This window comes from Paenibacillus sp. NPDC058177 (assembly GCF_042883835.1).
Classification (GTDB): Bacteria; Bacillota; Bacilli; order Paenibacillales; family Paenibacillaceae; genus Paenibacillus_AQ; species Paenibacillus_AQ agri.
In genome coordinates, this window is the sequence record NZ_JBHVVB010000004.1 from 426,214 (window position 1) to 441,005 (window position 14,792).

15 protein-coding genes are annotated in these 14,792 nt (G+C 45.4%); all 15 read left to right on the forward strand.

The annotated features are described in order from the left end of the window. Positions 1-10: 10 nt before the first annotated feature. Entirely contained in the window at positions 11-1,171 is a 1,161-nt protein-coding gene (locus ACFVU8_RS19020; RefSeq protein WP_175371471.1) for a sensor histidine kinase, read from the forward strand. Between the two features lie 4 nt (positions 1,172-1,175). Next, positions 1,176-1,898 (forward strand): response regulator transcription factor, encoded by a 723-nt coding sequence (locus ACFVU8_RS19025; protein WP_281364487.1) that lies wholly within the window; start codon positions 1,176-1,178, stop codon positions 1,896-1,898. Positions 1,899-2,186: 288 nt separating this feature from the next. Next, positions 2,187-2,630 carry a glycosyltransferase family A protein gene (locus ACFVU8_RS19030; protein ID WP_387429290.1) on the forward strand — a complete coding sequence of 148 codons (444 nt, stop codon included), beginning with the start codon at positions 2,187-2,189 and terminating at the stop codon, positions 2,628-2,630. A 345-nt stretch (positions 2,631-2,975) separates the two neighbouring features. Further along, entirely contained in the window at positions 2,976-5,336 is a 2,361-nt protein-coding gene (locus ACFVU8_RS19035; RefSeq protein ID WP_387429292.1) for a helicase-related protein, read from the forward strand. Next, positions 5,336-6,190 (forward strand): ComFC family protein, encoded by an 855-nt coding sequence (locus ACFVU8_RS19040; RefSeq protein WP_387429295.1) that lies wholly within the window; start codon positions 5,336-5,338, stop codon positions 6,188-6,190. Before ACFVU8_RS19035 ends, ACFVU8_RS19040 begins: the two co-directional genes overlap by 1 nt. Before the next feature lie 119 nt (positions 6,191-6,309). Then, complete coding sequence (locus ACFVU8_RS19045; RefSeq protein ID WP_379466697.1) at positions 6,310-6,720, forward strand: TIGR03826 family flagellar region protein; 411 nt, start codon at positions 6,310-6,312, stop codon at positions 6,718-6,720. Positions 6,721-6,822: 102 nt separating this feature from the next. Further along, complete coding sequence (gene flgM / locus ACFVU8_RS19050) at positions 6,823-7,110, forward strand: flagellar biosynthesis anti-sigma factor FlgM (RefSeq protein WP_387429297.1); 288 nt, start codon at positions 6,823-6,825, stop codon at positions 7,108-7,110. A gap of 12 nt (positions 7,111-7,122) precedes the next feature. After that, positions 7,123-7,623 (forward strand): flagellar protein FlgN, encoded by a 501-nt coding sequence (locus tag ACFVU8_RS19055; protein ID WP_387429299.1) that lies wholly within the window; start codon positions 7,123-7,125, stop codon positions 7,621-7,623. A gap of 53 nt (positions 7,624-7,676) precedes the next feature. Then, positions 7,677-9,275, forward strand: a complete 1,599-nt coding sequence (gene flgK / locus ACFVU8_RS19060; RefSeq protein ID WP_387429302.1) for a flagellar hook-associated protein FlgK — start codon at positions 7,677-7,679, stop codon at positions 9,273-9,275. 14 nt (positions 9,276-9,289) lie between these two features. Next, positions 9,290-10,207, forward strand: a complete 918-nt coding sequence (flgL, locus tag ACFVU8_RS19065) for a flagellar hook-associated protein FlgL (protein ID WP_387429305.1) — start codon at positions 9,290-9,292, stop codon at positions 10,205-10,207. A 14-nt stretch (positions 10,208-10,221) separates the two neighbouring features. Then, a complete protein-coding gene (locus ACFVU8_RS19070) occupies positions 10,222-10,788 on the forward strand; it encodes a DUF6470 family protein (protein WP_387429308.1) in 567 nt (188 codons plus the stop codon). A 119-nt stretch (positions 10,789-10,907) separates the two neighbouring features. After that, positions 10,908-11,351 carry a flagellar assembly protein FliW gene (fliW, locus tag ACFVU8_RS19075; RefSeq protein WP_387429312.1) on the forward strand — a complete coding sequence of 148 codons (444 nt, stop codon included), beginning with the start codon at positions 10,908-10,910 and terminating at the stop codon, positions 11,349-11,351. 1 nt (position 11,352) lies between these two features. Beyond that, positions 11,353-11,598, forward strand: a complete 246-nt coding sequence (gene csrA, locus ACFVU8_RS19080; RefSeq protein WP_387429315.1) for a carbon storage regulator CsrA — start codon at positions 11,353-11,355, stop codon at positions 11,596-11,598. 220 nt (positions 11,599-11,818) lie between these two features. Next, a complete protein-coding gene (gene hag / locus ACFVU8_RS19085; protein WP_387429318.1) occupies positions 11,819-12,715 on the forward strand; it encodes a flagellin Hag in 897 nt (298 codons plus the stop codon). A gap of 128 nt (positions 12,716-12,843) precedes the next feature. Further along, complete coding sequence (locus ACFVU8_RS19090; RefSeq protein WP_387429321.1) at positions 12,844-14,736, forward strand: glycosyltransferase; 1,893 nt, start codon at positions 12,844-12,846, stop codon at positions 14,734-14,736. Positions 14,737-14,792 lie beyond the last annotated feature (56 nt).

A 14,792-nucleotide genomic window follows, 5' to 3' on the forward strand; every position in this document is an offset into this window, starting at 1 on the left:
GCAAGCATCCGTGGAATTTCAAGCCGATGCGATAGATCGCGTCATCAAGAACACCATCGACGTGATGGAGAGCAGCAAGTATCAGATATATGAAATCCTGCAGGTAGCGCGTGACGAGCTTGTTGCCCTCACTAAAGAACTGCAGCGTGTGATGGAAGAAACGGATGAAACATTGCAAAAGGTAGACAAGCTGGAACTGCAATACCACCGCTCCCGTATCCGGCTGACGGAAGTCAGCCGTGATTTTGTCCGTTATTCGGAGAAGGATATACGTATTGCCTATGAAAAAGCTACGGAACTTCAGCTTGAGCTGATGATGACACGCGAGCGGGAGGCTTATCTGCGAACCCGCCGTGATGAATTGCAATTGCGCGTCCGCAGTGTCGAAAATTCTGTGGAACGTGCGGAATCGATTGGTTCGCAAATGAGTGTAGTCCTGGAATATTTGTCTGGAGAACTGGGACAAGTGACCCGAATTGTCGAATCAGCGAAGAATCGCCAGATCATTGGACTCAAAATTATTCTGGCCCAGGAAGAGGAACGGAAGAGAATTGCCCGGGAAATTCATGACGGTCCCGCTCAAATGCTGGCGAATCTAGTCCTTAGGACGGAAATTGTTGAAAGAATGCTGGTAAAGCAGGAATTTGGGTTGGTGCAGGACGAAGTATTAGACTTGAAAGGGCAGGTTCGTTACAGCCTGGAGGAAATGCGCAAGGTTATTTTCAACCTTCGTCCGATGGCGCTCGACGATTTAGGACTAATTCCGACATTGCGGAAATATGTGCATGATTTTGAGGAGAAGACGAAGATCCGTACCTCTTTTGAGACTAGAGGCAAGGAGTATCGCCTTTCTTCAGCCATGGAAGCGGCGGTCTATCGCCTTGTCCAGGAAGCACTGTCCAATGCTGCGAAGCATGCCTACCCTAGCTATGTATTGGTGGAGATCACCTACCAGGCACAGTTAATGAAGATTGTGGTAAGAGATAATGGATTGGGGTTCAATGTGCAAAAAATGAAGACAGAACAGGGCAGCCGGGAAAGCTTCGGCTTGCTGGGAATGCGCGAACGCGTGGAGCTTCTGGAAGGAAGAATGGAAATTGAATCAGCCGAGAACCAGGGCACAACAATCGTAATTCACATTCCGACGAATGTGGAGAAGGGAAAGGAGTAATATAATGGAGAACCAGAGCTCTGAAAAAATGGCTATAAAAGTGCTTTTGGCGGATGATCATCAGCTTTTTCGTGAAGGACTCAAAAGGATTTTGAACATGGAGGAAGATATCGAGGTCATTGGAGAATGTGGCGATGGCATTCAGGTCCTGGAATTTTGCAATGTCAACAAGCCGGATATTGTCCTGATGGATATCAATATGCCAGTTGAGAACGGCGTGGAGGCTACGCAAAAACTCCGGGAGATGTTCCCTGATGTGAAGGTTATTATTTTATCCATTCATGATGATGAGAGCTACGTGTTTGAGACGCTGCGCAAAGGCGCCAACGGGTATTTGTTGAAGGACATGGAAGCAGAATCACTGATCAATGCTATCCGATCGGTATGCGGCGGCCATGCTTTTATCCACCCCAAGGTAACTGGTAAACTGATCAATCAACTTCGTCGTATGACTTATCTGAACGAAACGGGTGCAATGGCAGAGACAACGGTGAAGGAAGCTGGTGTCAAATTCGTTGCCGGGGACAATAATCCGCTGACCCGCCGTGAAGCCGAAGTACTGCGTCTGATGGCAGAAGGCAAGAGCAATAAAATGATCGGTGAATATCTCTTTATCAGTGAGAAAACCGTCAAAAACCATGTCAGCAGTATTTTGCAGAAGATGGAAGTGGATGATCGTACACAGGCTGTAATCAACTCGATCAAATACGGTTGGGTAACCTTGTAAACCATCTAATGTTTTAATAGAGCGTTTTGGAGGATTTACGTATCTGGGACGACGTTACATAGTATTTTAAATGTCCGGTAGTCTGGTATCAGTATACCAAGGTGATCGGAAGGATAAGAAACTGTTACGCCTGTCTTTGCCCCCTGGTTATTGTCTGCAAAGATGAGGATATGATGAACCAGGGGGCAGCAGCGTCCGGGAATCAGGCTTGTAACATGAAAAGATGTGGGCTGTCACCGACCCCTACGTATCGGCATATAGTGTCGTATACAGAGGAGGTGCATCTCCATGGTAGCCCAATTAATATGGATTGCGGCGGTTTATTCATCCGCTGTAGCCCTTGTTCACGTGCTGCATAACCGGGAGAAGTCCCGTCAGGCACGGGAATCCGGAAATTGGATTCAATATATTCTTATCACCCGAAATCACGAATCTGTGGTGGAATGGTATATTCGATCATTGACGTTTCATGCTTTTCTTACAGGAAAGCCCTTACGAGTACTTGTAATGGACGATAACTCCAGTGATACAACAATGGGGATCGTATCCAGGATGGCCAGGAGCGGCTGCTCCCTAGAATTGGCAACCGCTGTGCCTGCTCTCGGCCAGGAAGAAATGTCGAAATCGCGGGGAATTATTCTGGATTTGCGGTTGTCCGGGCAAACTGTCCGATGGCCTATGATGCAGGTGGATGGAAGTAGGGGATCAAAATCAAAGCATGGCGATATTTAAATAACTATGTAAGCAATGGGTGAAGCACACTCTCCGGTAAATAGGGGAGTGTGCTTTTTTGTATGTCTTGAGAGGTCCAAGAAGAGAAAATGAAGTGGAACGAAGGGGACTTGGGATTGAAAGAGACGAAAGCGTTCGCCTAAAAGATTCCGGAAGAAAGCTCCCGTTGTAGTATAAGCTAGCCGGATTTGAATTGCTAGAGCAGCTTAATAAGAAGAATATGGTGACAACAGCACTGTCAGTCCAATTATTCGACTGAAGTGATGACCAAACCTTATGTTCGAATTTAAGGTTTGTTTTATTTATAGAAGACTACTTCTGAGCTTTAATGAAGGAGGAATTGTGATGAAGGCTGCAACTTATGCTGTGGAGTGTAATGGTACATGGAGGGTGTGGATTTCTCTGGCACCAATTGTGGATTTCTGTTGGTGGGAAGGTCGGGAGGAGAAATTCGGAGGGTGGAGCCATAACCAAGGGGTGGAGCGTTTGGTTCTACTTACGCTCGAAATGCCACTGGGTTGGGCCGTGCTCTTTCGTGACCGATTCCGGTCGGATAAACATATGCATACTTGGAGCAGTAGGGAGTGGAGTAAATGCATAGAGGATATTCTTCAGCCTGAACTAAAGGCAGAGGGAGACGGTAATGGTAATGTCATAAGTTATTCAGAGTGGCTGTTAATCGGAATTTCGATATGGAAATGTGAGGGTGATAGGTGGAGATTGACGGACCGTGGTTGCAAAGAGGGGGTTAGTGATGATAACAGAATGGAGGAAGGTCAGGCTTTCTTGAGAAGTGAGCAGCGGAAAGCTACCAATGTAACTTCATTCGGAGATGAGAGGATGGAAGTTCTTAAATGGAACAGCAATTTTAGGGATCGGAGTGATAGAGAAGAAGTAAGCTTCCTTGAAGAAAGGATTGAGGATCTGGACCTGCTGACAAGACAAGCAGAACAATTGGTACATGCGGTATCCGGGCGATCCCTGCTTGAAGCGGAGCTGGAAGCGTTGCTGCTGGATCAAAGCCCGGAACTATGCGGTCATTGGCGCCGCGCTGCCCAGCTGGCGCATTTGCAAGGGCGGCTGAGCATTGAAGCCGCCGTCGGCGAGGACGCGCGTGGCGGAGCCGCGCGTCAAGGGCTGCGCCAGCTCCCGTTGGACGCTGGCGCTCTTCGTGCGGCTGCAGCCTGGCCGCCGCATCTGGGCTTCCGGCGCGGCTTCGCCCCGCGCCGCGCCCTCCCGCGCTGCCGTCGCTGCGGCAGCGCTGCCACTGCCCGCACGCCCTGTGCTGCGTGCGGGCTCTCGGGCTGCGCCTACTGCGAGGCCTGCCTCGCACTTGGGCGCAGCCGGGCTTGTACGCTGCTGCTGCGCAGCGCAGCGACCCCGGCCGTGCATTGCACGGCCAGCTCTGACCCCACCGTGGCGGCACGCCGGTGGGGGCTTAGCGCGGCCCAGGCGGGAGCCGCCGGGGCTGCGCTGGCTTTTCTGGCGGAGCGGCGGCAGCGCTCCGCGGTCCCGAGCCCAGAGCACTCTACAGTCCCGGGCTCCAAGCGCCCTACCGTCCTGGGCTTCAAGCACCCTGCCGTCCCGGGCTCCAAGCGCTCTACCGTCCTGGGCTTCAAGCGCCCCGCAGTCCCGGGCTCCAAGCGCCCCGCCATCCCGGGCTTCAAGCGCTCCGCCGTCCTGGGCTTCAAGCGCCCCGTGGTCCCGAGCCCAGAGCGCTTCCTGCTCTGGGCAGTGACAGGAGCGGGAAAAACGGAAATGATTTTCCCGCTCCTGGAGGCCGTACTCGGCGCCGGAGGCCAGGCGCTCGTAGCAACACCGCGGCGCGACGTTGTACTGGAGCTGGCGCCGCGGCTAGGACGGGCCTTCCCGTCGGAGAACCTAGCCGTGCTATACGGCGGCAGCGCAGAGCGCTGGGTAGGTGCCCGGATGACGTTGGCGACCACCCATCAGCTGCTGCGCTTCTATCACAGCTTCGATCTCGTTATCATAGATGAGCTGGATGCCTATCCCTATCATAACGATCCGATGCTGGCCTATGCGGCAGGGCAGGCATGTAAGCCGGACGGATGCTTCATCTACCTGTCTGCCACGCCACCAACGGACATGCAACGTCAAGTCAAATCAGGGAAGCTGGCCCATGCCAGGGTTCCGGTTCGTTTTCACGGGCATCCTTTACCTGTACCACGGCATTTGGCTGCGGACCCGGTGAGAATATGCCTGAAACGGGGCGCTTTGCCGAAGAAGCTGATTCAAGAGCTGCAAATATCGCTGAATCGCAGCGCACAGATTTTTCTATTTGTATCCCGAATTGCCCACATCGAAGGTTTGCTGGTGCTTCTGCGCCGCCGTTTCCCGAGTGTAGTTATAGAAGGGACTTCCTCTCAGGACGCAGCAAGAGGGGAGAAAGTGATGGCGTTTCGTGACCGTAGTATCTCGCTGCTCGTCACCACAACGATTCTTGAGCGCGGGGTAACCGTGCCGCGGAGCGATGTGTTTATCTTAGATGCGGACAGTTCTCTTTTTGATGAGGCTTCACTTGTTCAAATGGCTGGCCGTGCCGGGCGTTCCAAGGATGATCCAGAGGGGAGAGTCTTCTACATCTCTCCGCAGTGGAGCCGTTCGCAGCGAGGGGCCATCGCCCAGATCCGTACCATGAACCGAATTGCTCGTCAAAAAGGTTACATTCGTAAGGAGAGTCTCTAATGAGTATGCTGCCACAATGGTTGAGAAAAGCAGAATTACTGCTGGCGCCCCCTTTAACCAGGTGTCTGATCTGCGGGAAGAACAGTAAGGGATCATCGCCTTTGCCCGAAGTCTGTTCAAACTGTGCTGTCACGATACCGTGGATACAGGTTCCCCGCTGTACCACATGCGGCAGGCATGTAGGCTGCCCGGATTGTACGCGATCTAATGAACCGACCCCACTGATCTGCAACCGTAGTGCCGTGGCTTATAACGAGGTGATGCGTGAATTGATAGGACAATATAAATACAGAGGAAATGAGAGATACACTCTTCTCCTCGGCTTAATGTTAGACAGAGCCTATGGTTTGCTGAAGGCGGAGCAGGAAAGGGAAAGACAGATCCAGTTAAAAGAACAGAAAAGGAACACCCTCTTTTCCTATCTTGGCTATAAAGAAGAAGACACGTGGCGAGCAGATCTCCTGGTTCCCGTTCCGGTCAGCGGGGTCAGACTGGTGGAGCGGGGTTTTAATCAGGCAGAACGTTTAGGACATGTGTTATCCTCACGTAGGGGCATTCCGCAACTTGGCCTGCTGCTTCGCACCTATCATACGGGAAAGCAAAGTTTTAAGAGCCGGGCCGAGAGGCTATCAGATATGAAGCATGCCTTTGCCATTGACCCCGGGATGAAGGATAGATTCGCTGGCTGGCTACAAACACGAAGTAACTCTGGAGCTCCTCTGCGCATCATTATAGTAGATGATATTTACACTACAGGAAGTACATTGCGTGCCTGTGCTGAGCCCCTGCAGCGTCTTGCAGAGGAATGTGGTATAGCTGTGGAGATTCGCAGTTTGACTCTGGCCCGCTCCTAGGGAACTAATTCTTCGTATATCCATTGCAAGAGATGGACGAATGCTCTTCAATCATGTAATCTAGGAGCATAAGAATTGTTATGTTTGCACAAAATGTATGGGAGGAGCGGCTGCTTGTTATGAATCTCGACAATTGTCCAAGGTGCGGCCGGTTATACGTCAAGAATCTCATGGAATTATGCCAGCCCTGCATCAAGGAACTGGAGCATGAATATGAGATCTGCGTAAATTACTTGCGAGAAAATAGAGGAACCAACATTCAGGAATTGTCCGATGCTACGGGGATTTCCATTAAAGAGATTACCCGCTTTATTCGGGAAGGCCGGATCTCCATAGCTAACGCACCCAATATGATGTATCCATGTGAAGTATGCGGAACTCTGATTCGGGAAGGTCACATGTGTGACAGCTGCCGTAATCGTCTGCGGAAGGATCTATCTAATGCTGCCAAGGAGAGCGCTGCTGCCGATGCCTCCAGTCATACGCACGAGGGTGCATACCGCGCCATAGATAAACTTCGTAACCCTTAAATCTGCAAAAAAACGTTTGCAGCTATAAAGAATGTTTCAACAAGCGCCGATAAACTTAGTAAAGATTATCGGCTTTTTTATATTACAAGGAAGGTGGCAGTTATGAAAATTAACGAGACCGGACGAATTAACGCGATTAACCCCTATCAGCGGAGTGCCGAATCGCAAAGGCAGGAACAAATGAAGAAGAATTCGCGCAAGGATGAGGCTACCTTTTCCGATGAAGCCTTGAAGCTCTTGCAGGCCCAGAACAGCGGAAAGGTAGATGCTGAACGCGCCGTTAAGATTGAAAGCTTGAAGCAGCAGGTCTCCGCTGGTACTTATCAAGTAGACGCAGCCAAACTCGCAGAGAAACTCGCCCCCTATTTTAAGCAATCCTCCGAGAATTAGGTGAATTCATCCATGGCATTGACAACATTGATCGAACTGCTGGAGCGGCTGGACGAGGTACATATCCAAATGCTGGATCTGGCCGCTACCAAAAAGCAGGCAATTATGGAGAATAAAGTTGAAGTGCTGATCGACATCCTCAATCGTGAATCCAAAACGATGAAGTTAGTTGGACAGCTTGAAGAACAACGTACACAGGCAGCATATGCCTTTTTACAGGGAGTGGGAATCCGCTCCAATCTGAACCTGAACCTGACAGAACTGTCCAGGCTGGTATTCGACCCCGAAGACAAGTCGCGCCTGCTACAGATCCAGAAGAAGCTTTCAGGTACGTTACACCATTTAAAAGAAGCTAATGAACTCAACCAAAAGTTGATTGAGCAATCACTTACTTTTATAGATTATTCCTTGGACCTTCTGGTCGGAAGACCAAATCAGGAGATGACCTATCACCATCCGTCCGATAAGGGCAGCAATGTGTATCGGTCGGGTCTATTTGACGCCCGGGGATAGAATATATCAACGAAACGTTTTGCCGCAGCAAAACCAGAGGAGGAGCCAGAGGAATGACGTCTACATTTCATTCGATAGAAACGGCAAGACGAAGCTTGTTCACCCAAACTACAGCCCTTAACACCACCGGACATAATATAGCGAATGCAAATACTCCGGGCTATACCCGCCAGCGTGTAAATATGAATGCGTCTAAGCCCATTGAAGCCTATGGTCTCAGCAACTCAACAGTTCCTGGTCAGCTTGGAACAGGCGTGGAATTCTCTTCTATTGATAGGATTCGGGAGCAATTTCTCGATGACCAATTCAGGGAGGAGAACTCTGCTAATGGTAGTTGGAGTATTCAATCGGATACACTAGATAAGTTGGAAGCTATTGTGAACGAACCATCGAATACGGGTATCCGCACCGTACTGGATAACTTCTGGAAATCCTGGTCGGATTTGAGTAAGAATCCGGAGGATCCTACAGCGCGCAAAATTGTAGTACAAACTGCACAAGCCCTTACAGATGCTATGAATTATATGAGCACTCAATTGAATAATCTTGACAGAGATCTAAACACCAATATTGAGGTCAAAGGCAAGGAAATTCAGAGCTATCTTTCTACCATCGCAGATTTAAATCAATCCATAGCTAAGATTGAAAGCATGGGCGACAAGGCGAATGATCTTCGTGACCAGCGCGATTTACTGACGGACAAGCTTTCTAAAATTGTGAACATCAGCGTGGTAGAAACAGAGACCGGATATAATATTTCCTTGGGCGGACAGCCGCTTGTTCAAGGTGAGGCCGTTCAGGCTACTGTAGACAGTGCTTTTCTGAACAATGCTTATAGTTCAGGGGATATGAAGACCGGAGAGGTTTACGGCATGATCATGTCAAGTAGAACCTATGTCGCTGATTACAAGAGACAACTTGACGTTATGGCCAACACACTTGCTACAGGAAATGTGGATGTCACACTTCCGGCAGGTTCTAATCTTCCAGAAGGCACAGTGCTGACAAATGATGCTAGAATTACTCTGGCTGATGGCACAGTAACGAATTTGGGTAAAGGACAAGCAATGCCCAAAGGAGCTACACTGAATGAAGATGTGAAGACTACAGTTAAAGGCCTAAATGGTCTGCATCAGTTAGGTTATGGGATGGATGGAAATGCTGGCCGACCGTTCTTTACCACATCAGACGACGGTGGAGAGATTACTGCAGGCAACATCAAGCTGAATTCTACCATTGCAGCGAACGTAAGCCTGTTTGCAACCTCGCTGAGAACCACTATGGGAGCAGATGGTAATACTCAAGTCATCAAAGGGAACAACACCCTGGCACTGCTCATGAGTAATCTAAAAGACAATGTTATGACAACGCCTGACGGCACCAAAACCGGTACCATAGGTTCTTATCTTAGTTCTATGGTTGGTCAACTTGGTATTCAATCGCAGGAAGCAAAGCGGCAGACAGAGAATTCTGATCACCTTGTTCAACAGGTGGATGCTCGTCGCCAATCGGTCAGTGGTGTATCTCTGGATGAGGAAATGTCCAATATGCTGGTCTTCCAACATGCCTATAGTGCTGCTGCACGGTTTATGACTACCTATGACGAATTGCTCGATAAATTGATAAATGCTACCGGTACTGTCGGAAGATAAGGAGGAGAAGTCTCATGCTAAGAGTTACTTCAAATATGATGAGCTCGCAGTTAATGCTTAACATAAACCGCAATGCTCGCACGATGAACGACACCCAATTGCAGCTTTCCAGCGGACGTAAGATCAATAAGCCTTCCGATGATCCAGTAGGCATTACTTATTCACTTCGCTACCGTGCGGAGCTCTCATCCAATGAGCAATACACAAAGAATGTCGATACCTCTCTTTCATGGTTGGACTTCAATGATACGGTTCTTGGACAAGCCGGAGATGTTATACAAAGACTCCGCGAGTTGACTGTACAGGCCTCCACAGGGAGTAACCCTCAGTCAGCACTGGATAGTATTAATGAAGAGGTAAAACAGTTGAAAGAGCAACTTGTCGATATCTCAAATAGTAGACTTAACGGAAAATACATTTTTAATGGAGAAAAATACGATACCAAACCTTATGATTTTGTTAAAGGCGCGGATGGTACTTACGATGTTTCTCAAGCTATAACTACGGACACAGGTTATATTCAATATATTGTAGGCGAGGGCGTACAAATGCCCATAAATATCAGTGGGAATGATGTTTTTGGTCATACTGGAGATACAGACAATCTATTCAGCATAATCAATAATATTGCAGATGGTTTGAAAGCCGGTAATATTACAGCTGTGTCTAATCAACTGGAAGAAATCGATACACGAGTTGAGAAAATTTTGTCCGCTCGATCTGAAATCGGAGCTAAAACGAATCGTGTTGAACTGATGCAAGAGCGCCTTTCTGATCTAAACACGAATTTGACGGATCTACAGGCTAAAACTGAGGATGCGGATTATGAAGGACTTATTATGCAATCCAAGATTCAAGAGAATATTTATAACGCGTCGCTTTCTGTAGGAGCCAAGATAATCTCTACTACATTAGTTGACTTTATCAGGTAATTGAGGTGAGCCTAATGCTTCAACCCATACTCCAGATTCGTCAGACTTCTGCTTTGATAGGTATTGATGCTGACCCTGGCTCAATTTCTATTACCCAACCTAAAGCCGATTTGAGTGTAAATACTACTCCAGGAGAGCTTACTGTGCAATCCTACCGACCAAAGCTTAATGTGGATCAGTCACGGGCTTGGGCTGCTTATCATGGTGGCAATATGCTTGAAATGAATAAGCGGATTTACTCTGGAATTCAGCAGCTATACCTTCAGGGAATTGCCAGAAAGGTGGAGCAGGGGAATCGGATGGCTCAATTTTTTAGGCCGGGCAATACGATTGCTGAGGTGTATGGGACGGATACTGAACCAAATTCATTTCCTGAAAACCGTGGACCCGCATCGTACGACAATGTCGATATTAATATTGAGACAACCGCACCGTTGATAAATTTCCGAGCTGCACAGGTCAATCTCGAGGTTGAAAGACACTTCCCGGAGATTGAGTTTAATCGAGGTAAGTTAGATATCTATATGCAGCAATATGCCTCTATACAGTTTATTCCTCCAGAAGTGAATGTTCAATTATAGTGAATGAGCTATAGATGTTGCCGGAAAGCGCCTCTATAGCTTTTCTTTTATTTGAAATTATAATGAGGTAAGTCAAGAATAAGTTTTACGATGCTAAACTTTCGAGGAGTGAGACCAACTTGATTATAGAAACACTATCTTGGGGTAAACTTGAAGTGATTAAGGAACAGCTATATCATTTTCCGAAAGGCATTCCGGGATTTGATGAAGAGACAGACTTTGCTTTGATAGAAATGACTGAAGGGCCTTTTTGGTATTTGCAGTCAGTGAAAAACGAAGGATTATCTTTTCTGCTCGGTGATCCGTTTGTATTTTATCCTTCGTATGAATTTGAACTGCCTGATGATGAGGCAGAAGAACTTAGGATTGGTTCGAATGTGTGTGTCCGTTGCATCATTACACTAAAGGAACAAGTAGAACAATCCACAATTAATTTATTGGCCCCTATTGTCTTAAACCCCGACGGGAATGTAGGGAAACAGATAGTTCTGCATAAATCGCCTTATCGTACGAAGCATAGACTGCTGCAATTGCCACCAATAGACGGAAAGGATGGTGGGTAATATGCTAGTGCTTTCCCGCAAAAAAGGAGAGTCCATCGTCATTCAAGATCAGATAGAACTGACAGTTTTAGGAGTAGAGGGAGATATAGTGAAAATAGGTATTTCTGCTCCCAAGCATGTTGATATTTTCCGAAAAGAGGTATATCTTTCAATTCAAGAAACCAACCGTGAGTCTGCTGCTCCACTGCAATCTGATCTCAGTGCGCTGATTCATCGACTTCAAGAGCCGCATAGTAATAACTCATAAATGATAGCTAAACTAACTCCTGGGTCTGTGGACCCGGTTTTTTTGTGATAAAGGCAGATTTACTGAAAAAATCAAAAAAAACTTCGAATTACTCTAAATAGTTGGGGACATGCAGTCGATATAAGTATTAGACGCTGATCCGGCAGGGCGGCCGACCTTAATGGTTCGGCGTTTACCACATGGATGTGGAACTAACTTAATTTCAGGGAGGAAATATCAAATGATTATTAACCACAATATCGCTGCTATGAATACACACCGTCAACTGGGTGTTAATACTGCCAACACTAACAAATCAGTAGAGAAACTTTCTTCTGGTCTTCGCATCAACCGTGCAGGTGATGATGCTGCAGGTCTGGCAATTTCCGAAAAAATGCGTGGTCAAATCCGCGGTTTGGATATGGCTTCCAAAAATGCTCAAGACGGTATCTCCTTGATTCAAACAGCTGAAGGTGCATTGAATGAAACACACAGCATCCTGCAACGTATGCGTGAGTTGGCTGTTCAATCTGCAAGTGATACCAACACTACTTCTGACCGTGGAGAACTTCAAAAAGAAGTTGATGAATTGGCGAAAGAAATCACTCGTATTTCCAATACGACTGAGTTCAATACTAAGAAATTGTTGGACGGTTCAGCAAGTGCATCCAGTGGAGTAACTAGTGCAGCAAACTTGTCTTTCCACATCGGAGCTAATGCTGATCAAAACATTTCATTGACAATTACTGCAATGGACGCTACTAAGCTGGGTGTAGCAGGCTCAGGAGCTTCAAACGCTGGAGCTACTGGTGCAAATGCTGCGGTTACTACTGATGGTATTAGTATCTCATCCGCTGCATCTGCGAATGCTGCAATCACTGCTATTAATACAGCCATTGAGACAGTTTCTGCTGAACGTTCTAAGCTGGGAGCTTACCAAAACCGTCTGGACCACACCATCAACAACTTGGGAACAACTTCCGAGAACTTGTCTGCTGCTGAATCCCGTATTCGTGATGTAGACATGGCCAAGGAAATGATGAACCAAACTAAGAACAATATCCTTGCTCAAGCAGCTCAAGCGATGTTGGCACAAGCAAATCAACAGCCACAAGGCGTACTGCAATTGCTTCGTTAATTTTAATTATTTTTCCAAAAGGAACCCATTGGGTTCCTTTTTTTATTGGGTAAATCGACTAATCTTTGGTTTTAATAAAACCGATATATAGATTAGAGTACTTACTTTATAGATGAGAGGGTCAACCTATGAATAAAACAATTTCTCTGTGTATGATTGTTAAAAATGAAGAGAAATACATTCAAAGATGTTTGGAAAGTATTAAAGATAAGGTTGATCAAATAATTATTGTAGATACAGGTTCAACTGATTCAACAATTGAAATAGTAAGAAGATATACATCGGATGTATATGATTATGAATGGAAAAATGATTTTTCTGATGCGAGAAATTATTCTATTCAATTTGCCAACAGCGATTATATTCTTGTTTTGGATGCGGACGAGTACGTGGATTCAGATGCAGATTTGCAGGCAGATATCGAATCTGAACAAGATTATTATTTACTTAATATACACAATGTTTTGTCTTACGGTGGAGCATTTAAACACATTGCGGTTAGATTGTTCGCTAATCATAAAGGACTATATTATCAAAATCGGTTGCACGAACATTTGAATATACTGGATGAAAAACATGATTTTACTGGAGGGTCAGCAAGTACTGTCATTCATCACACTGGATACACAACGGAGATTATGGAGGAGAAGGGAAAAGTAAAAAGAAATCTTCCATTGATGTTGAAAGAAGTCGAAGAGAATCCGGATGCTTATAACTTATATAATATGGGCAAAACGTACATGTCTGCAGATGAGTACGAAAAAGCAATTAAGTACTTTCAGAGAGCGTATCCTTTGAGCTCAAATCGAGTTTTTTTACCAGAACTTATTACAAAATTATCCTATTGTCTAAGTGAACTTGACAGAAATGAAGATGCTTTAACAATTCTTAAAGATGCTATTAATTTATTTCCAATGGATACAGAAATGAGATACATGCAGGGTAAAATATTTGCTCAAGCTGGATACAATAAGGATGCTGAGATAACTTTTCAAAAGTGTTTGGAAATGGGCGATCATGGTGCGATGTTGACTGAAGGTTCGGGTGGTTACATGGCCCGGTTTTCATTAGCAGAATTATATGAGAGTCAGAACCGAATATCAGAAAGCTACGATCAGATAGTGAATGTCTTGCAAATAAAAAAGTCATATGCTCCAGCGTTAATGAAATATTTTGAATTAGTCTCAAAGGCTAATATTTCTGCTGAAGAAGTATATCAGAATATAAATATGATTTATAACGTATCTAATATTAATGAGTTACAAATGTTATTGGATGTTTTATATAGTACACGTCATCCATTGTTAAATAGGTACTTAGCGATGTATAAAAGTATAACAGTTCAATCTCATATAAAAGCTACTGCAGCTCAATATGCCAAAGAGTATGAATTGGCTAAAAGTAATTGGTTGAAAGTACCTGAAAAGGATATTAATCATTCAGATGTCATCCTGCTCGCAGCAATATTAAGAGACGAAGAGCTATATGATTTTGCTGCTCCAATATTAAATTTGAATAATAAAGAAGCTAAAACACTAAAATCTATTGTTTTGAATGAATCGATAAACAAAATTGTTTTAACTACCTCAATAGAGAAATTATTGTTAACGATAATTACTCAATTAATTGCTTTGCAAGAATTTGATTTGTTTGAAAAAATAACGAATGTATTATTATCTGAGAGTAGTTTGGAAACTAAATGCGAAGTAGGTTATATACTTCTTTCCTACGGATTTACTGAAGTTGCGATTGATCTGTTAGCTAAATCTTTTGAAGAGCAACCGAACAATATAAAACTACTTCGTTTGATCGGAGATACTTGTTTAAAGGCTGGTTATCTTGAAGATGCACAATTGTTTTATTCAAAGTTGCTTGATGTGAATTCGGAGTATTCATCCTATGAGAGATGTTATGACCTATATGAAAAGTCTCAGGATGTGCAAGGCATGAGAGTAATCAAAGAAGAAATCAGAAAGTATTTCCCTCTGGCAAACTGGACTAAGGGATTTAATGCCCTATAGTATTTTTAAATAATATTGTTTATACACTAAATTGATTTTATAAAAAAATAACCCCG